The following is an 18,421-nucleotide window of genomic DNA, read 5'->3' on the forward strand; positions in this document are numbered from 1 at the left end:
GATCCACCGGACTTGCGGCGTGAAACGATGGCTCAAGCGAAATCTACCCGCCGCCGGAGTCATCCGTGCGAGCGGCCGTTTCGGGGTTTTCGGCAAGCTCCTGCATGACCCGAATCTCTGGCACCTGAACCGGCATTCGGTCTCGGGTGCCACCGCGGTCGGTTGCTTCGTGATGTTTCTGCCGCCCTTCGGCCAGTCGCTGATCGCCGCCGCGGCGGCCATCGTGCTGCGCGTGAATCTCCCGATCTCGGTCGCGCTGGTCTGGGTCACCAATCCGGTGACCATCCCGCCGGTCTTCTATTTCACGTATCGACTCGGCTGCTGGATGCTCGGGATCGAGCCCGGCGAATTCGCGCTCGAGTACTGGCTGGATTGGCATCACTGGCTCGCCGTGATCTGGCCTTTGGCGCTCGGCAACCTGGTGTGCGGCATCCTCTGCTCGGGACTAGGCTATCTCACGATTCAGCAGATCTGGCGCCGTCGGCTGATGCGCCGGATCCGCGAGCGACGGGAACGCTATCGGGCGTCGGCGTCGCGCGACAACCGCCCGTCGTCCAATCGCCAGACCTGATCCATGCGGGCGGCCAGCTCCTGGTCGTGGGTGACGATGACCAGACTGGTGCCGATCGCGGCATTGAGCTCCAGCATCAGATCGAAGACGCGGGCGGCGGTGACCCGATCGAGGTTTCCCGTGGGCTCGTCCGCCAGGAGACAGGCCGGATGGGTGACCAAGGCGCGCGCCACCGCGGCGCGCTGACGCTCGCCGCCCGACATCTCGCCGGGTTTGTGCCGGGCACGGCTCCCGAGTCCCACGCGATCGAGCAAGGCCGCCGCGCGATCGCGCGCATCGCTCGGCCGGCTGCCGCCGATCAGCAGCGGCATGGCGACGTTCTCGAGCGCGGTGAACTCGGCGAGCAGGTGATGGAACTGATAGACGAAGCCGAGATGGCGGTTGCGCAGCAGGCCGCGTTTGGTCTCGGAGAGTCGGTTGACCTCCTGACCGAGCCAGCGCAGGCTCCCGCTGCTCGGGCGCTCCAGTCCGCCGACGCAATGCAGCAGTGTGCTCTTGCCCGAGCCCGACGCCCCGACGATCGCGATCCGCTCGCCGGCACCGACGCGAAAATCCACATCGCGTAGCACCTCGACCTCCAGCGGACCCTGACGGAAGGTCTTCGACAGGCCTTTGACCTCCAACACGGGCACGAGCTCACTCATAACGCAGGGCCTCGGCCGGCTGGGTCGCGGCCGCACGCCAGGCCGGATAGATGGTCGCAAGCACGGACATCAGGAAGGCCGCACCGCCGACGAACAGCACATCCTTCAGATGCACGTCCGAGGGCAGCGCGCTGATGTAATAGATGGTCGGATCAAGGAAGTGCACGCCGAAGAGCCCCTCGATCCCGGCGACGACGGTCTCGACGTTGAGCGCCAGGATCACCCCGGCCACCATCCCGATGAGGGTCCCGACCAGACCGATCGCAGTGCCCTGCACCATGAAGATCCCCATGATGCGAGCGGGCGAGGCACCGAGGGTGCGCAGCACGGCGATGTCGGCCTGCTTGTCGGTCACGACCATCACCAGGGTCGAGACGATATTGAAGGCGGCCACGGCCACGATCAGGAAGAGGATGATGCTCATCATCCGCTTCTCCATCGCCAGTGCGCTGAAGAAGTTGCTGTGGACCTGGGTCCAGTCCAGGACGCGGTAGACCCCGTCCAGCTCGTAGGCGATATCGCGTGAGAGCTGCGGCGCCAGCCACATATCGGTCAACTTCAGCCGTACACCCGAGACCGCATCGCCCAGGCTCAGCAGCTTGGCCGCGTCGTCCATCTGCATGAAGGCGGCATTGCGGTCGTAGTCCGCCATGCCGACCGAGAAGACGCCGCTCACGGTGAAGCGTTTGAGCCGCGGCATGATCCCGACCGGGGTCGCGCTCACCTGGGGCGTGACGACGGTGACTTTATCTCCGGGCACCACGCCGAGGAAATTCGCCAGATCCTGCCCGAGGATGATCCGAAACTCGCCGTCGACCAAGTCGTCTACCGAGCCCGCGACCATATCCCGTCGCAGCTCCGCGACCTGGTCTTCCTCTGTCGGAACGATGCCGCGGATCAGGGCGCCGCTCACCTGCGAGCCGTTGACCAGCATCCCCTGAACCTCGACGAAGGGCGCTGCGCCGACGACATCCGGATGGGCTCGAACCTGCTCCAGCACATCGCGCCAGTCCTTGATGCCCCCCCCGTAGGGATCGGCGAGTGTGGCGTGCGAGGCCATGCTCAGAATGCGAGCCTGGATCTCCTTGTGGAAACCGTTCATCACCGAGAGCACCACGATCAGCGCCACGATGCCGAGCGTAATGCCCACCATCGAAGTGCCCGAGATGAAGGAGATGAAATGATTACGGCGCTTCGCTCGCGTGTAGCGAAGACCGATGTAGATTGCGATGGGATGGAACATGGCGCGGGATTTAACCACAAAGGCCGAGGACGCGCCCGAAAACCGTGGCGCAGGGTGCTGGCGGACGGGCCCTAGGGTAGTGGGATGGTCCGCCCCGATGCTATCCATTCGATGGATAAAAAAAGCTGGCGGCCGGCGGCTGGAAGCCGGAGGCTCTTCCCGGACCGACTGGATCTCCAACGCGAGGAATTAGCATGGCACGTATCAAGCTCGAATTTCCGAATCCCGAGGGGCACACGCTGGTCGGCCTGCTCGAAACGCCTCCGGATCGTGTGCCGACGGCCCGCTATGCCCTTTTCGCGCATTGCTTTACCTGCAGTAAAGATATCGCCGCGGCGACCCGCATCAGTCGAGCCTTGGCCGCGCGCGGGATCGCCGTGCTGCGCTTCGACTTCACCGGGCTCGGCAACAGCGACGGCGACTTCGCCAACACCAATTTCTCATCCAACGTCGCCGACTTGCTCGCCGCGGCGCGCAAGCTCGAGGAGGACTACGAGGCCCCGGCGTTGCTGATCGGGCATAGCCTTGGGGGCGCGGCGGTCTTGGCCGCGGTGCACGCGCTCCCCTCCGTCGAGGCGGTGGTGACCATCGCCTCCCCGGCGACCGCCTCCCATGTCCAGCACCTTCTCAGCGGGGCGCGCGGCCAGTTGGAGGAGACGGGCGAGGCCGAGGTGCAGATCGGGCAGCGGCGCTTCCGCATTCGCAAGCAGCTGCTCGACGACTTAGATCGATACGCCTCGGCGGACCACATCCGTCACCTCAACCGCGCCCTTCTGGTCTTCCATTCGCCGCTCGATACCATCGTGTCGATCGGGGAGGCCGGCAAGATCTTCCAGGCGGCGCGGCATCCCAAGAGCTTCATCTCGCTCGACAAGGCGGACCATATGCTCGGCAATCGAGAAGATGCCGAGTACGTCGCCGAAACCCTGGTCGCTTGGGCCAGCCGTTATCTCGGGCTCGGCAAGCACGGCTTCGAGCAGAGCATCGGGACCGCACCTCGGGTGGCGGAGAAAGAGGTGCTGGTCACGGAGCTCGATACCCGCTTCCTGCGCGGGCTCTACACCCATCGCCATCAATGGTTGGCCGACGAGCCCAAGTCGGTCGGCGGCTCGGATCTGGGGCCCACACCCTACGATCTGCTCTTGATGTCGCTCGGCGCCTGCATCTCCATGACCGTGCGGACCTACGCCAGGCACCAGGGGCTTGCGCTGGACGACGTCGAGGTGCGTCTGAGCCAGGAGCGGGTTCACGGCACGGACTGCCGCGACTGCGAGGGCGAGCATGAGGGCAAGCTCGAGCGCATCGAGGTGCGCCTGAACATCCTCGGCGCCCTCACGTCCGAGGAGCGCGCCCGTCTGCTCGAGATCGCCGCTCGCAGCCCGGTCTATCGCACGCTGGCTGCTTCTACGCACGTGCAGATCGGCTTCGAGGAGGAGCCGCGGGCCGCCTGAACCGACGCCCAAAACGAGGCGCGAGGGCCGAATGACCGAGCGCCGTTGAAGTGGCGGCCGCGCCCGCGTAGCATCCCGCCCGCTCCCGTCACCCCTGTCCGCGGCTCGCAATCGTTGGACTCCGACTCAATGGCTTGAAGGTAAACCGGAACCTCGACATGAAACGGATCGAACAATTTCTGGAATTGGTGATCTTCAGCAGCCGTTGGTTGCTTGCACCCTTCTATCTGGGCCTCGTCCTCGCCATCGCCCTGCTGCTGGTCAAGTTCGTCAAGGAGTTCATCCACTTCGTCCCGCTCGTCTTCAATGCCGAGGCGGGCGAGGTGATCATCGGGCTGCTCTCCCTGATCGACGTCGTGATGATCGCCAACCTGGTGCTCATCATCGTGCTGGCCGGCTACGAGAACTTCGTCTCGCGGATCGATACGGGAAACCACGAGGATCGCCCGGGCTGGATGGGCCATGTGGGCTTCGCCGAGCTGAAGATGAAGCTCATCGGCTCCATCGTCGCCATCTCCGGCATCGAGCTGCTCAAGGCGTTCATGTACGTGGATCGCCTGACGAACGAGGAGCTGGCCTGGAAGGTCGGCATCCACATGACCTTCGTCGTATCCGGGCTGTTGTTTGCGATGATGGATCGGATCTCGGCGGATAAGGCGAGCAATCGCGGGGACGATCATTGATCGACATGGTCCGCCTCGATCACCCATGTTGTCGGATGAAGTGAGCCCGCAAACCGTATCGTGCTCCGGCGGGCTAGACGCTCCGATGTGAACGCGTTCGGCGGGAAACGAAAGACGTCAATGGCAACGCGTAAAGCCTTCACCCGAGATGAATCTCACACCCTTATCCGAGATCGGCGCCCGATATGCCGTGAACCCGATCACCGACCTTCGGCCTGTCTGCCCGAACTGTCATGCCGTCATCCATCTCGGAGGATGCACCCGTTCGATCGACGAGGTCCGTGAAATGCTGCAGTCGCGTGCGCCGGGTCAGATGCTTGAGGCCGGCTCGTAGAACCGGCCACCCGCTCTCCTAGAATACTCGTGACACCGCTCCGGCGGTGTCACGCCTCCCTTGGCGCTCCGCGCCACGTTGGCCGGAGTACGAACAACGCCGGCGCGCATGGCACGGCAGTCGTTCGATGTCGTTTAACGGGTCCGGCGTGCACCCTTCCCCTGCCGTTTGCCTCACTCCTCCGGAATGTACCGATACAGATTCCAAGTGTGCAGTGGGCGCGGGCAGTGCGCTTCCGCGGCTTCGCTCAGCGGCTCCCCGGCGCAATCAAAGAGCCTGCGATGGGTGTCGCTGCGAAAACCCGCGATAACCGGCGATGCGCCGAATCCGGAGACCAGCCAGAAGGGTGAATCGACGGACTCCGGATCCAGTCGCGGCGCGATCTGTCCCCGCAGATACTCGGAGGGTCGGGTGAGGCCGGGCCATTGGGTCGTCGTACCCGAGTCCGGCCTGTAGAAGCGCAGCATCGCCGTTGTTTGGTATCGATCGGCATAGACGGGCTCCTCAAGTGTGCCGACGATCTCGGCCAACTCTCGAAATCCATGGGTCTCGCGCAGGACGCGGTTCTGACTGTCTCCGAGCGGCAGCGCCGCGGTCGCTGCATGGACTGCATAGAGACTCAGGAGCAGCAGATTGCCCAGAGCGGCGGCGATGGCCCAGGGGCGCAGATTGCGCAGGAGCAACGCCGCCAAGGGCGCCGCGGAGATGAGATAGACGGCGGGCCAATTCGGCTCCACCTCGCTGCCGGTTGCGACCAAGGCGAAGAAGCCCAAGGGGAAGAGGGTTGCAGCCCACAGCAGGGGCTTGGCGTGTCGGGCAATTGCCCCCGTCGGCCCGGGTTCGGTTTTGCCGTCGCGCTTGCGAACGATCCAGGGCGCGAGGAGCAGCGGGATGGCGATCAGCCCCCAAAAGGCGAGCTGGGTGCCGAGATACCCCAAGAGGCTGCCCAGTCGCTCGCCGGCCGACTCGGGGCCGACATGCTCGATGGCTCCCGGGGCGCCGACCGGAAGCGCGCCCACCTCGGTCGAGAAGCCATGCCCGAACTGAAAGCGCATGGTCAGCCACTCGTTCTGCTGATTCCAGAGGATGTTCGGCGCGAAGACCAGGAGCGCGACGAGCCCGCCGAGGTAAGGCCAGCGCGTGCGCAGTGCGCGCGGGTCGGTGAAAATGATGGCCAAGAGCAGCACCGGTCCGATCAAGACCATGGTGTATTTCCCCAGCAGACCGAGACCGACTGCTGCTCCGGCGGTGAGCCAACGTCGACGCTGGCCGGCAAGCGCGCGCTCGCTCTCATGCAGGGCGAGCGCCCAGGCCAGGCCCAGCACGGTGTCGGGCGTTGTGATGACGCCGCCGGCGAATCCGGGAATGGTCGCGAAGACCAGGACCAGCGCCAAGGCCAGATCGCGCGGTGCCGTGAGGCCGCAGTTGCGGAAGAGGCGTGCAAGGATGAGCAGCGTCAGCACGCTGGCAATCAGTGTCCCCGCGCGTGCGGCGAGCGCCGACCCTGGGGCGAGCCAGGTGCCGATGCCGAGCAGCGCCACGCCCGGCGGGTGATCGAAATAGCCCCAGGCGAGGCTGCGGGCCCAGTCGAAATAATAGGCCTCGTCCTGCGTGACCGGCAGGAGCGCGGCGACACCCAGCCGCCAAGCCGTCATGGCTGCGATCAGGGCGAGCAAGAGGCCCCAAGCCTGACGGGGTGTATCGATGCCTCGGGTCGTTTCCATGGTCTCGTGACTCGCTGCGTTGTCTGAATCGGCGGGTTCGGCGGATCTGATCCGGGCCGCGATCGGTCGAGGTGGCGGGAACGCGATCGCGTTAGAATAAAGACTCTTCGGAGCCTGGGCCTGCCGTCTCGTCACCGTTCCGGCGGCCGCATCCGCGGGCGGCAGTCTACTTCAAAGGCGCGTCCCGCACGTTCCTTCCCTCGACGAATCGACCCTCCGCTCATGACCAACTGGATCTCGGATCAGCCGATGCCTCGACACCACTGCCGTCCGCCCGAGTTGGCCGTCATCGTCCCGACCTATCAAGAAGCGGACATGGTGGACGAGGTCGTCCGGCGGGTCGACGCGGTGTTGCAGGAGATCGACTGGGAGTTGATCTTCGTCGACGACGATTCGCCCGACGGAACCTCGGACCGGGTCCGCGCCATTGCACGACAGGATCCGCGTGTCAGGCTGGTGCAGCGTATCGGCCGACGTGGGCTCTCCTCGGCCTGCATCGAGGGCATGATGTCGACCGCCGCGCCCTTTCTGGCGGTGATGGACGGCGACCTTCAACACGACGAGACCCTCTTGCCCAAGATGCTCGAGGTGATCAAGGCCGAGAACCTGGACATCGTGGTCGGCAGCCGCTACGTCTCCGGCGGGGGCATGGGGGACTGGAATGCCCGTCGACAATCCATGAGCCGGTTCGCGACCCGGATCGGCCAGTACCTGATCCATGCGGACCTGCAGGACCCCATGAGCGGGTTCTTTCTGGTGCGTGCCTCGGTCGTCCAGGGGTGCGTGCGGCGACTCAGCGGGGTCGGATTCAAGATCCTGCTCGACATCTTCGCCGAAGCCGAGCAACCCCTGCGCTTTCGCGAGCTGCCCTTCACCTTCCGTCCGCGCGAGGCCGGCAGCAGCAAGCTCGACAACGCGGTCCTCTGGGAATATCTGCTGATGCTGACCCAGAAGCTGATCGGCCCGGTCATCCCGGTGCGCTTCATCGCCTTCTCCGCCATCGGCGGGCTCGGTGTCTTCGTGCACATGGCCGTGCTCTGGCCCATGCTGACCCTGCTCGGGTCTGGCGCCTTCCTGATCGGTCAGTCCGCTGCGACGCTGGTCGCCATGACCAGCAACTTCTTCCTGAACAACATCCTGACCTATCGCGACATGCGTCTGCGCGGCCGGCAGCTGCTCTGGGGCTGGTTTTCCTTCGTCGCCGCCTGCAGCGTCGGTGCCCTGGCCAACGTCGGCATCGCCAACTATCTGTTCCAAGGCGGGCACTCCGGCTGGTTCCTCTCGGCGCTCGCCGGGATCCTGGTCGGTGCGGTTTGGAACTATGCGGTGACGGCCGTCTATACCTGGAAGCGGCCGCGAGCGGCTTAGGTCTGCGGTTCGGTCTCCGGTCGCTTCTCACCACCCTGAAGGATCTATGCGCGTCCTGATCGTCGAAGATGACCCGCTCCTCGGCGCGGGCCTGCGTACCGGACTCTGTCAGGACGGCTATCGGGCAGACTGGGTCCAAAGTGCCGACCCGGCCGAGCATGCACTGCGGGTCGAGCACTTCGATGTTCTGGTGCTCGACCTGGGGCTGCCGGGACGCGATGGCCTCTCCCTGCTGCGTGCTCTGCGCAGCAAGGGGATCGATCTGCCGATTCTGATCCTTACCGCGCGTGATGCGGTGGCGGACAAAGTGGCGGGGCTGGACGCGGGCGCGGACGACTATCTGGTTAAGCCCGTCGATCTCGATGAGCTGAGCGCGCGGATCCGTGCGCTGACGCGCCGCCGCGACGGCCATGCGACACCCCGGTTGCTGGCCGGTGAGCTGGCGCTGGACACGGTGCGACACGAGGTGAGTCTCGGCGACCGACCGCTGTCCCTGTCGCCCAGGGAATTCGTCCTACTGGAAACGCTGATCGCCAATGCCGACCGGGTGGTGCCGCGTGCGCGCCTGGCGGCGACGGCCTATGGTTGGCGCGACGAGATCGAGAGCAACGCACTGGAGGTGCATATCCACAATCTGCGCAACAAGCTCGGGAAACACCGCATCCTCACCGTGCGCGGGGTCGGCTATCGGTTGGTCTCGGTCCCGCCGCAGTGAGCTCGCTGCGCCGTCGCCTGCTGCTCTCGCTCAGCGTCGTCTGGACCGTCATTTGGATCGCGGTGGCCCTGATTGCCTGGAACCGCTCGGGGCATGAGGTCGGTGAATTGATGGATGCGCAGTTGGCGCAGACCGCGCATGTCCTGCATCAGATCACGCTGTCCGGCGATTTGCCTACCATCGCCGGCGCGCCCCAAACCCTGTCGCCCATCGGGCACCCCTACGAATCCATGATCAGTTTCCAGCTCTGGCGGGAGGACGTGCTCGTCGGCAGCTTCGGTGCGGCGCCGCTGGAACCGCTCGCACGGCAGCCGGGATTCTCGGATCAGACCATCGGAGCGACCCGGTGGCGCGTCTTCGGACTCCCGACGGGACACGCCGGCGAGGTGCTCTATGTGGCGCAGAATGACGGGATCCGGCAGGAGCTCATCGAGTACCTGACCCTCCATGCGTTGCAACCCATCCTCTGGTCGTTGCCGCTCACAGTGCTGCTGATCTGGCTCGCGGTGACGGACGGACTGCGCCCCCTGAGCCGGCTTGCTTACGCCATCAGGCAGCGTTCGGCGGACCAACTGGCGCCGCTCGACGCGCGCCGCGCACCGACCGAGATCCGACCGCTGATCGAGGCGCTCAATGGCCTGATGCATCGGCTGGAGTCTGCCTTGGACACGGAGCGGCATTTTGCCGCCGATGCCTCGCACGAGCTGCGTACGCCCTTCGCCATCATCCGTACACACGCCCAGATCGCCCAACGCAGCGCCGACCCCGGCGAACGCGCGGAGGCGCTCGATACCCTCATTCGTGGGGTCGACCGGGCGACGCATCTGATCTCCCAGCTCCTCGTCCTGTCCCGGCTGCAACCGCGGGCGGACGGCAGCGGGCGCCCAACCTGCTCGCTGGTCGGGACGGCGGAACAGTCGGTGGCGGACAGACAGGGAGCGGCGAACGCCAAGTCCATCGAGCTGGTCTTCAAAACCCCGGACGGCGAGCCTTGTCTGGTCGAGATCGCGCCGGAGGTCTTGGCCATTCTGGTCGGTAACCTGCTGGATAACGCGATCAAATACAGCCCGGCGGGCGGGCGTGTCGCCGTGACGGTCAGCGTGCGGCGCGATTGCGTCCTGCTGTGCGTGGAGGACGCCGGGCGCGGCATCCCGGCCGAGGACCGGACGCGGGTCTTCGATCGCTTCTATCGCCCCGCCGGCCAGACCGAGCCCGGTGCCGGGCTCGGTCTGGCCATCGTGCGGCGCATCTGTGATCTTCATGACGCAGGGATCGAGCTGCTGGACGCGGACGATGGTGCGGGCCTGCGCGTCGAGGTACGTTTCCGCAAGGTGGCGTAGGTGCGGCGAAGTCGGTCAAGACTCCGGTCTCGTCCCCTCCTGGATTGCCAAATGTCGCCTTAAGGTTCGCTTAAGGCGTGACGGGATAGTGTCGGAGTGGAATCAGCCTTGCGGTCCCAAACCGCCGCGTCCACTCCGACCTGGCCGGTCCCTTGGGCTTCCCTGGGCACTCCGTCGGGTCAGCCGGCCCGATGAAGGCAAGACCCGCGCGGACGATCGCGCGACGCCATTCAGCGAGAGGGTAGAGCGATGACAGTGTCCGAACCGATGGGCGCCCCCGGCGCACCCCCAACACGAGATCCTGGACAGATTTGGAGCGGTTGGACGACCTTGTGTCTCCTGGGCGTGATGTACCTTTTCGCTGCCGGCGCGGCCCTCGCGGATGACGAGCGCGGTTCCTCCCCATCGCCGCTGCGCATCGACAGTGCTGTCTGGGACAGCCGCGAGCGACGCCTTGGCGTCTCCGGGCATGGCACGCCCCGCGCAAAGGTGACCCTGGTCAATGCCTATGCCCCCGCGCAAACGCTCGATGACGACGAAGCCGATGGACGCGATGGCGCCTGGTCGATCCGCGAAGAGCGGCCCAGGCCGGTGCCCTGCCGGGTGCGCGCGATCCAAAAGGACGGACAGGCGGCCGAGCGCGCGGTGGACAAGGCGCCATCCGACTGTGCGCCCAAGGCACCTGGAGGCGGGAACCAAGTCCCCTCGGCACGCGCAAACGGTCCCTACAGCGGCCTTCCGGGCACGGCGATCAGCTTCAGCAGCGCCGGCTCGACCGATCCTGACGGCAGCATCGCCGGTTACGCTTGGACCTTCGGCGACGGCGCGACCAGCACCCAGGCCAATCCCAGCCATGCCTATGCGGCGGTCGGCAGCTACAGCGTCGTCCTGACCGTGACCGACAACCTGGGCGCAACCTCCTCGCCCTCGACCACTACCGCGACCATTTCAGACGCACCGCAGGTCGGATGTACCTCGCCCATCCCGGATCACTGCAACATCAAGGCCTATACCGGTCCCGAGGTCTGCGTCGCCTGCCATGAGGACCAGGCGCGCGACATGCACGGCTCGGTGCATTATCAGCAGGGCGGGGCCTTCGACTTCGTCACCAACATCCCGGGGGACTTCGCGGCGGCCGGCGAGCGACCCGCCAAGGCGGCCGGCGATCTGGTCGCGACCGGCGTCAACACCTACTGCGGCACCCATGAGAACTCGCCGCGCTTCACCTGCGCCGGCTGCCATGTGGGGAATGGACGCTTTCCGATGGCCCAGTCGCTATTCGAACAGCTCGATCCAGAATCAACCGAGGCGCATACGCAACTCGCCAATATCGACTGCCTGATGTGTCACCAGGAGGTCTACAAACGCTTCCCGGATTGGATCGCAGGGATGGGTTTCGAGGCTATGACGCTTGAGAACCTTACCGATGTGAATGGCACGCTCGAATACAAAGACGGCAGCACCGTGACGCGCACCGGCTTTGAAGGCATCCCGATCTTGGAAAACGAGAAAGGCGATCCGGTTCGGATGGGTGAAGAGAGCTGGAACAGCGCTGACTTCCTGTTCCGTCCAGCGGGCGCGGAAACGACGGCGGATCTGCCGATCACGCTGATGCCGCTCACCACCCTGGCGGCGGCGCAGAACGTCCATGCCACCACCCGCCAGTCTTGTCTCAACTGTCACGCCGGGGCGGCCGGGGCCGATGGCGCCAAGCGCGGCGATCTGTCGAAGGAAAACATCAACCCGACCGTCACGCACGACATGCACATGAGTCCGGACGGCGCCAACCTGACCTGCTCGGATTGTCACAGCGCGATTGGAAACAACGGCGAGAGCCACCGCATGCGCGGTCGCGGACTCGATCTGCGGGCCAACGACGTGGCCGAGCGCTTCACCTGCGAGACCGGCGGCTGCCATGACAGCCAACCGCATGGGGACTTCAGCAACACCCGGGGCTCAAGCAAGGACAAGCATGCCATGAAGGTTGCCTGCCAGACCTGCCACATCCCGAGCTATGCCAAGGCGGCGGTCGGCACCGAGATCGCTCGCGACTGGCAGGATCCGCATCCGTCCGACTCGGCCTGCAACGGTCGCGGCGGCTGGCTCCCCCGCGAGGACAAGGGCGGCCTGGGGACGGCCTCACTCATTCCCAGCTACACCTGGTTCGACGGCACTTCCGAGGTGATTTACCTGGAAGAATCGCTCGATGGCGTGCCCACGGTCAAATTGGATGCCACGGTGGCGGCCAAGTTCGTCGGCGGCTTCAGCGCCGAAGATGATGCCTATGCCCTGGGAATGCCTAATGGCGACGTGGAGAGCGCGACCGCCAAGCTTTATCCCATGAAAAAGCACTGGGGCAAGCTGGCGCGCAATGACGAGACCAACAGCCTGGTTGGACACTCCACCTTCGAGTTCTTCCGCACCGGCAGCTTCTGCCGCGCGGTGGCGGTGGGTCTTGGCGAAAATCCAGACGACCCCCTTGTTTGCACCGGCACCCCAGGCTCGACCGAGATGCCCCCTGGCGCCACCACCGTCCCTGTCTTCACCTACCAGACCATCAACCATGGGGTCGAACCTGACTCCAACGCCTTGGGCGGCGACGCGACGGGTTGCGGTTCCTGCCACGGAGGACTTAGTGGCGGTCCAGCGCGTCTGGACATGAAGGGGCTTGGCTACGGCTTGCGGACCTTGCCGAGTGTCGTGATCGGGACGCGTACGGCCGCGCTCAACGGCAACCTCAACAACATCTGTACCCAGTGCCATGAGAATGAAACGGAAGATCGTGATTTTGCGGGCGTGCACAGCCGGCATGTCCAGAAAGAATGCAAGGAGTGTTCCGCCTGTCACAACTTCTCGCGGCCGGAGCGGGGGTTGAGCCTGAGTCGCGGCGAGGACTGAGAGAGCGGCTCGCGGGAGCCGGTCTTGGGGCCGCCCGAACCGGGTGGCCCTTTTTCGTTTTGAGCGGTGAGGACAGCTGCCCTCGAATCAGCCACTCTCGGAGCGGACATGGTTTAAGTCATCAATTGATCCGAAACGGGCGGCTACAGAAGCGGGCCGACGTTGCATAGGATGCAGATTGTGGTATCCAGCAGATCGTTCATGAGTCAGCCGTAGCCTTCCCGCCGGCCGGGCCGCCGATTGAGCCGAGCTCGGATCGCGCGGTTCTCAGAGGCGTGGCCAAACCTGACCGGTTGCAGGACCAAGGCTGCTCGACGTTGATGAATACGGGCGCTTGCGCCCCGTCGTCGAGCACCAGCCTGGTTCGGAGAAGGGCCGTGCCCTCGGCCTCGCAGGCCCTGGGCATCTGCGGCATTGCGGTTCGGTTGACGGCGAGGTTCACCGCCAGCGAGTCTGTCTTGCGGCGGCGTTTGGCTACCTCCACGGTGACGATCGGACGCACCCCGTGGGGCGTTCTGAAGATCGCGCGGTTCGGCGTGCTGCCTTGGGCCGCCGTCAACTCCAAGGGAAGGAAGGGGCCGCCCCCGGCGTTGCGGACCACCTCGCCCGCCCGCTCGGGCTCCATGAGGACCTGTTGGATAACCAACGTGGCCGTGCTCAGATCGATCTGACCGACGTCCTCCAGGGTTGTGCGGATGACGACCAGCCCCCGGTCTCCTTGGACGCCGACCTTCGACGCCATGCCACGCATCGCCGACGACCCGTTTAGCACCTTGCACGTGAATCCGGTCTGGGTGAAGTTGTGGCGGAAGAACCAGACGTCCCAGTCGGCGAGGCCGCTCGGTGACTGCTTCGACCCTGCCACGACAGGTTCCATGACCGTGGCCTGGACTGTGGAGTAGATGCTGAAAATATTCGGGCGCTTTGAGCCGAGCGCCAAGAGGTTGGGGTTGCCGCCTTAGACCGGAAGCGGCCCCGAAAGAAGATTCGGATAGGTGAAGCCGGCCCAATTCAGGTCCGCCGAACCGGAGCCATTGTTTCCGAAAGGAAACGCACCATCGGTCCCGACGTTCCCGCAGTAGTAGTCCGCAGGGCTCGATGGGTAGCCCGGGTTGTAGGGGTCGGGGAGCAGGCCCCAAGCATAGTAACCCGACCCCAAGAGTCGTCCGTAGGCAAATAGATTGACCCCGATGAGAATCTGTTGCTGCAGGGTGGAATCGGTAAAGGGATCTCCCTGGAAGACCGTGGTGTTGCCGAGGGCTTGAAGCCTGCCGTAGTCGTTCACGATGACGGACTGGAACAGGCCGATCTGCGTGGCCGCCGCGACGAACCTGCTCGAGAGCTCCGATGGCAATTCCTTCGCGGTCGTCTGGATCTGACCCAGGGTAGTACTGCTCAGCGGGGTCGGATTCAAGATCCTGCTCGACATCTTCGCCGAAGCCGAGCAACCCCTGCGCTTCCGCGAGCTGCCCTTCACCTTCCGTCCGAGGGAGGCCGGCAGCAGCAAGCTCGACAACGCGGTCCTCTGGGAATACCTGCTGATGCTGACCCAGAAGCTGATCGGCCCGGTCATCCCGGTGCGCTTCATCGCCTTCTCCGCCATCGGCGGGCTCGGTGTCTTCGTGCACATGGCCGTGCTCTGGCCCATGCTGACCCTGCTCGGGTCTGGCGCCTTCCTGATCGGTCAGTCCGCTGCGACGCTGGTCGCCATGACCAGCAACTTCTTCCTGAACAACATCCTGACCTATCGCGACATGCGTCTGCGCGGCCGGCAGCTGCTCTGGGGCTGGTTTTCCTTCGTCGCCGCCTGCAGCGTCGGTGCCCTGGCCAACGTCGGCATCGCCAACTATCTCTTCCAAGGCGGGCACTCCGGCTGGTTCCTCTCGGCGCTCGCCGGGATCCTGGTCGGTGCGGTTTGGAACTATGCGGTGACGGCCGTCTATACCTGGAAGCGGCCGCGGGCGGCCTAAATCTGCGGGCCTGTCTCCGTCCGCTGGTCGGCAGTGAAGACGAGCGGCGGGAATCTGCCCTGCTCATGACGTCAGCGACGACGATGATCCGGCGCCGAGCCCGCTCCCGGACTCGGCAGCCGCCTTGTCGATACACCGGCCGATCAATACGTTCTGCGTAGGCACCGCCCCATCGATCCCAAGGTCGACTGCGTCTTCAAGACCCTGTTCGGGTCCGACGATCATCGCGAGCTGCTGATCCATTTGCTTAATGCGCTGCTCGCCGAGAAGCGAGTGGGATCACGAGACTCTCATCGAACGCCCATGGGACATTGAAAGGGTCAAGTCGCTCTTTCGCGAGGCCGAAGCGCGCTTTCGTGGCTCAAGCTGGTGAGGTCACGACCATGTTCGGGAGATGTCGACGTCGGCACCCTGGTTTGTCAGCCAAGGATCAGTCGGTCAGGCTCGCCTACCGGAGGCACGCAATCGCATGCTCGGGAGCGAATCGACTTGCGAACCGGGGGGAGAGCTCAAAGCGGGCCAACTTTGGACAGAGCCGCGTTTGCTGATCGGATATATTAGAGCGATGAGCCGACAGTGACTGCATCGAAGGCGGTGGTTGGATCGGCCGGCGCGGTCGTCAATCAGTGCGCGAAGTCGCCCATCCGCGCGGGGATCTCTGTCGGCGACGGCAGCACGGTTTGGACCAGGAGGGGACCGATTTTATCGGGGCTCGAGTGCAGTGTCACACCGGGCTGGCGAGACGAGCACGCGAATCTCAGGCAATTGAGAACCCATCATCAAGATCGCTCTGTAAGGAGCTGGATGACTCATAACCGCGAGTCTTGTGATGAAAGGCGACGAACTCTGCCGCTGGGATAGGGCGGGAAAAATAGAAGCCTTGTGCCTCCTGAATACCCGCGGCCCGGAGTGCGGCAAGCTGAAACTCCGTTTCGACCCCTTCGGCGACGACCTTCAGTTGCGAGGAGCGCAGCAATGCGGTGACGCTTTCCAGCCAAGCCGGCGCCGGGTCCTGTTCGGCGATCTGGGAGACCAGGGACCTGTCGAGCTTGATGATGCTGATGTGGCAGCGCGCGAGGACGGCCAGATTGCCGCCACCGACCAGCGTGACATCGTCGAGGGCGACGCAACCGCCGGTCGCCAAATAGTCGTTGATCGCCGTGACCGCCATCATGTCCGGTATTCCCCGCTCGGTCATCTCCATGATTAGTTGATCCGTGAAATCGCTGAGACCGCTTCGATCCGCCGCGTAACGGATCCCACCGCGCCCGACGATTTCCGGCGGTATGTTGATCGCGAGCTTGGCGTCGGGGTTGGCTTGGAGCCAGGTCATCAGCTCGACCGCGACCGTCTCGATGACCCAATAGGTGAGTATTCCGGAAACGCGGGTATTCTCGGCGATGGGGATAAAGTCGCCGGGAGGTATGGTCACGTTGTCGGGCCGCCGCCAGCGGATGAGGGCCTCGGCACCTGTACAGCGGCCATCCGCGAGCGAAATCGTGGGTAGATACTCGAGGAAAAACTCGCCCCGGCGCAGTCCGAGCTCCATCGATTCAAGTGTGATCATGTTGGGCCATATCGGGAATCGGCATTCCTGGATGCGTGGCGGGGGGCATCGGTACTCGCATCTCGCGATTCTCCATCAGCTCGGACGCGAGATTAGCTCACGGTGGATTCTGTCGGTCAAGCTCGCCCCGGTGGATCATGAGCTTGGCTGGACGGCGAACACGGAGAGACCGCCGTCGTCGACCGGAGCCTCTCCCGTACATCCATAGATGAGTGCGGTCAGCGATTTTGATGGTTTCGCGATCAAGTTGCGTGATAGGGGTCGGCGAAGCGCTCCCCCGGTCTCGCGCGGCCGGGGTGTGGGCCGGCGGCGCGAGGTGGATCAAGCGCGGTGGCGGGACTCAGAACAACAGGGGATCGTCGAAATCCGGTCTGTCGAACAGGTCCGGTTGGTGGTCGTGAGGCCGGTTGTCGTCGCGTTCGGCATCGCGAATTTGGGAGGCGTAGCGGGTCTCGAACTGATCGGTCAGTCGCAAGAGGACCTCGCGGATGGCGAGGACCGCGTCATCGGACAGGGGTGGCCAGAAGAATGGCTGCAGGGTGGTATAGGGCTGCGGCATGGTGGTGCTCCGAGTGGGTCAACGTGGCAGGGCAGCCCGCCGCGGGGTCGCGGTGGCGGGCGGGGTGAAGACCTCGAGGAAGAGCGCCTCGTCGAGGTGGGGGCGCTCGGTTTGGGCGGCGACGGCGAGCAGCTCGGCGGCGAGTGAGGCGAGGATGCGGTAGTTGCCGGCGGCGTGGTCGCAGAGGGTGTGTTGCAGGGGCTCGCTCATGAGTGCGGCGTTGCCGGCGCTGGCGCACAGGTGTTGCAGGCAGGCGAGCAGCTCCTCGCGGCGGGCGTGCTCGGTGGCCAGACGGGTGCGGATGCGCGAGCCCAAGGGCAGCAGCTCCTCGCGGCGCAGGTGATCGGTGAGGCGGGTATCCCCGGCGAGGACGACGCACAGCAGCGGTTGGGAGTCGAAGCGGGCGCTGGCGAGCAGGCGCAGCTCGTTGAGCACGGAGGGACTCATCTCCTGTGCTTCGTCCACCAGCAGCACGGCACGCCGGCGGGTGGTCTGCAGATGGCCGAGCCAGGTCGCACGCAGCGCCTTGAAGCCACCCCAGCGGTTGTGCGGACGCAACGGGACGCTGAACAGCTCGCCGAGCTCGCGGTAGAAATCCCCGAGGCTGCTTTGCGGATGGTCGATGGCGCCGACGGTGAGATCGGCCAGGCGGGCGAGGCGCTCGGCGAGCAGACGCAGCACCACGCTTTTGCCGGTACCCGGTTCGCCGTGGATCATCGCAAACCCGCCTTCGCGGATCTGCGCCTGCTCGATGCGCCACAGGAAGTGCTCCACGCGCGGAGGGATGTAGAGGGCCTCGATCGGCAGCTCCGAGGAGAAGGGATGCCATTTCAGCCCGTAGAGGGCGAGCAGTCGCGCATTCATCGGATGTCCTCGGCGGTGTTCAGGGGCAGATAGGCCGGCGGCAGGCCGGTGGCGGCATGGGTCTCGAGGAGCTGGCGCAGCAGCGGCGCGATGCCGCCGGGCGCGCTCGGTTGCGGGAGCGGTGCGCCGGACACCAGCGCACGGCGGGCCTCCCCGGCATTGGCGGCCTTATCCAGCGGGCGCACGGGACTCAGGATCGCGCCGCCGTGCGGATCCACCAGATCGACATGGGCCAGATCCCAGCGCGCGTAGCGCAGATGCACCGTCTCCAGGGCGCGGTAGCGCGCGGGGATCTCCAGGCGGATGCCGGCCAGGCTGACGGTGCCGTCGGCGCGGCGCTGGCGTCGTGCGACCTCGATGCGAAAGGCCGCGCGCAGGGCAGCGGCGTCCGGGCAGGGGCGCGCCACGGTCGGGCCCTCCAGATAGCGCGCCAGCGGCGTGGTGGCCAATTCCGAATGGGTGCTGCGGTGATACTCCTGCTCGACCCAGG

General features: G+C 65.2%; 15 protein-coding genes and 3 pseudogenes. 9 read left to right on the forward strand and 9 right to left on the reverse strand.

What is annotated here, in order from left to right:
- Positions 1-19: 19 nt before the first annotated feature.
- Positions 20-571, forward strand: coding sequence for a DUF2062 domain-containing protein (locus tag BLV04_RS02545; protein WP_093027753.1), 552 nt, complete (start codon positions 20-22; stop codon positions 569-571).
- Here the strand turns inward: BLV04_RS02545 and lolD are convergent.
- Positions 517-1,215: a lipoprotein-releasing ABC transporter ATP-binding protein LolD gene (gene lolD / locus BLV04_RS02550; protein WP_093027755.1), complete on the reverse strand. Its 699-nt coding sequence runs from the start codon at positions 1,213-1,215 to the stop codon at positions 517-519. The genes BLV04_RS02545 and lolD overlap by 55 nt on opposite strands.
- Positions 1,208-2,458: a lipoprotein-releasing ABC transporter permease subunit gene (locus BLV04_RS02555; protein ID WP_093027757.1), complete on the reverse strand. Its 1,251-nt coding sequence runs from the start codon at positions 2,456-2,458 to the stop codon at positions 1,208-1,210. The genes lolD and BLV04_RS02555 overlap by 8 nt, the downstream gene beginning before the upstream one ends.
- 194 nt (positions 2,459-2,652) lie before the next feature.
- On the opposite strand from BLV04_RS02555, the gene BLV04_RS02560 reads away from it, so the two are divergent.
- Both BLV04_RS02560 and BLV04_RS02565 read left to right on the forward strand, forming a co-directional pair.
- Positions 2,653-3,909 (forward strand): bifunctional alpha/beta hydrolase/OsmC family protein, encoded by a 1,257-nt coding sequence (locus BLV04_RS02560; protein WP_093027759.1) that lies wholly within the window; start codon positions 2,653-2,655, stop codon positions 3,907-3,909.
- A gap of 158 nt (positions 3,910-4,067) precedes the next feature.
- Positions 4,068-4,592 carry a TIGR00645 family protein gene (locus BLV04_RS02565; protein WP_093027761.1) on the forward strand — a complete coding sequence of 175 codons (525 nt, stop codon included), beginning with the start codon at positions 4,068-4,070 and terminating at the stop codon, positions 4,590-4,592.
- Positions 4,593-5,099: 507 nt separating this feature from the next.
- On the opposite strand, the gene BLV04_RS02575 is transcribed toward BLV04_RS02565, so the two are convergent.
- Positions 5,100-6,650 carry a glycosyltransferase family 39 protein gene (locus tag BLV04_RS02575; protein WP_093027796.1) on the reverse strand — a complete coding sequence of 517 codons (1,551 nt, stop codon included), beginning with the start codon at positions 6,648-6,650 and terminating at the stop codon, positions 5,100-5,102.
- 222 nt (positions 6,651-6,872) lie between these two features.
- Between BLV04_RS02575 and BLV04_RS02580 the strand changes: the two genes are divergently transcribed.
- From BLV04_RS02580 to BLV04_RS02595, 4 genes are all read left to right on the forward strand, one after another.
- Positions 6,873-8,018: a glycosyltransferase family 2 protein gene (locus tag BLV04_RS02580; RefSeq protein ID WP_093027798.1), complete on the forward strand. Its 1,146-nt coding sequence runs from the start codon at positions 6,873-6,875 to the stop codon at positions 8,016-8,018.
- A gap of 46 nt (positions 8,019-8,064) precedes the next feature.
- Positions 8,065-8,733 (forward strand): response regulator, encoded by a 669-nt coding sequence (locus tag BLV04_RS02585; protein ID WP_093027800.1) that lies wholly within the window; start codon positions 8,065-8,067, stop codon positions 8,731-8,733.
- Positions 8,730-10,073 carry an ATP-binding protein gene (locus BLV04_RS02590; protein WP_093027802.1) on the forward strand — a complete coding sequence of 448 codons (1,344 nt, stop codon included), beginning with the start codon at positions 8,730-8,732 and terminating at the stop codon, positions 10,071-10,073. The genes BLV04_RS02585 and BLV04_RS02590 overlap by 4 nt, the downstream gene beginning before the upstream one ends.
- Positions 10,074-10,403: 330 nt before the next feature.
- Positions 10,404-12,971 carry a PKD domain-containing protein gene (locus tag BLV04_RS02595; RefSeq protein ID WP_217633640.1) on the forward strand — a complete coding sequence of 856 codons (2,568 nt, stop codon included), beginning with the start codon at positions 10,404-10,406 and terminating at the stop codon, positions 12,969-12,971.
- A 199-nt stretch (positions 12,972-13,170) separates the two neighbouring features.
- Here the strand turns inward: BLV04_RS02595 and BLV04_RS02600 are convergent, their stop codons facing one another.
- Entirely contained in the window at positions 13,171-13,848 is a 678-nt protein-coding gene (locus BLV04_RS02600) for a hypothetical protein (RefSeq protein ID WP_139191846.1), read from the reverse strand.
- An 81-nt stretch (positions 13,849-13,929) separates the two neighbouring features.
- A complete protein-coding gene (locus tag BLV04_RS24280; protein ID WP_139191847.1) occupies positions 13,930-14,385 on the reverse strand; it encodes a hypothetical protein in 456 nt (151 codons plus the stop codon).
- Between BLV04_RS24280 and BLV04_RS02605 the strand changes: the two are divergent.
- Positions 14,366-14,941, forward strand: a pseudogene (locus BLV04_RS02605) (GtrA family protein); the annotation flags it as partial. The gene BLV04_RS24280 and the pseudogene BLV04_RS02605 overlap by 20 nt on opposite strands.
- A 153-nt stretch (positions 14,942-15,094) precedes the next feature.
- A pseudogene (locus BLV04_RS26160) lies at positions 15,095-15,202 on the forward strand (Rpn family recombination-promoting nuclease/putative transposase); the annotation flags it as partial.
- 496 nt (positions 15,203-15,698) lie between these two features.
- Here the strand turns inward: BLV04_RS26160 and BLV04_RS02615 are convergent.
- From BLV04_RS02615 to BLV04_RS02630, 4 genes and pseudogenes are all read right to left on the reverse strand, one after another.
- On the reverse strand, positions 15,699-16,508 hold the full coding sequence (locus BLV04_RS02615; RefSeq protein ID WP_093027810.1) for an EAL domain-containing protein: 810 nt from the start codon (positions 16,506-16,508) through the stop codon (positions 15,699-15,701).
- 340 nt (positions 16,509-16,848) lie between these two features.
- Positions 16,849-17,067 carry a hypothetical protein gene (locus tag BLV04_RS02620; RefSeq protein ID WP_093027811.1) on the reverse strand — a complete coding sequence of 73 codons (219 nt, stop codon included), beginning with the start codon at positions 17,065-17,067 and terminating at the stop codon, positions 16,849-16,851.
- Positions 17,068-17,085: 18 nt separating this feature from the next.
- The gene (locus tag BLV04_RS02625; RefSeq protein WP_093027813.1) at positions 17,086-17,931 is read right to left on the reverse strand and encodes an ExeA family protein; all 846 of its coding nucleotides are present in this window, start codon (positions 17,929-17,931) and stop codon (positions 17,086-17,088) included.
- A pseudogene (locus tag BLV04_RS02630) lies at positions 17,928-18,421 on the reverse strand (IS481 family transposase); the annotation flags it as partial. The gene BLV04_RS02625 and the pseudogene BLV04_RS02630, both read right to left, overlap by 4 nt.

This window comes from Thiocapsa roseopersicina, from assembly GCF_900106925.1.
In the GTDB taxonomy this organism is placed as follows: Bacteria; Pseudomonadota; Gammaproteobacteria; order Chromatiales; family Chromatiaceae; genus Thiocapsa; species Thiocapsa roseopersicina.

Bases quoted from the DNA above. Each gene is read 5' to 3' on its own strand.
- lolD (WP_093027755.1), bottom strand. From the start codon at position 1,215: ATGAGTGAGCTCGTGCCCGTGTTGGAGGTCAAAGGCCTGTCGAAGACC.
- BLV04_RS02555 (WP_093027757.1), bottom strand. From the start codon at position 2,458: ATGTTCCATCCCATCGCAATCTACATCGGTCTTCGCTACACGCGAGCG.
- BLV04_RS02560 (WP_093027759.1), top strand. From the start codon at position 2,653: ATGGCACGTATCAAGCTCGAATTTCCGAATCCCGAGGGGCACACGCTG.
- BLV04_RS02565 (WP_093027761.1), top strand. From the start codon at position 4,068: ATGAAACGGATCGAACAATTTCTGGAATTGGTGATCTTCAGCAGCCGT.
- BLV04_RS02575 (WP_093027796.1), bottom strand. From the start codon at position 6,650: ATGGAAACGACCCGAGGCATCGATACACCCCGTCAGGCTTGGGGCCTC.
- BLV04_RS02580 (WP_093027798.1), top strand. From the start codon at position 6,873: ATGACCAACTGGATCTCGGATCAGCCGATGCCTCGACACCACTGCCGT.
- BLV04_RS02585 (WP_093027800.1), top strand. From the start codon at position 8,065: ATGCGCGTCCTGATCGTCGAAGATGACCCGCTCCTCGGCGCGGGCCTG.
- BLV04_RS02600 (WP_139191846.1), bottom strand. From the start codon at position 13,848: ATGGAACCTGTCGTGGCAGGGTCGAAGCAGTCACCGAGCGGCCTCGCC.
- BLV04_RS02615 (WP_093027810.1), bottom strand. From the start codon at position 16,508: ATGATCACACTTGAATCGATGGAGCTCGGACTGCGCCGGGGCGAGTTT.
- BLV04_RS02620 (WP_093027811.1), bottom strand. From the start codon at position 17,067: ATGCCGCAGCCCTATACCACCCTGCAGCCATTCTTCTGGCCACCCCTG.
- BLV04_RS02625 (WP_093027813.1), bottom strand. From the start codon at position 17,931: ATGAATGCGCGACTGCTCGCCCTCTACGGGCTGAAATGGCATCCCTTC.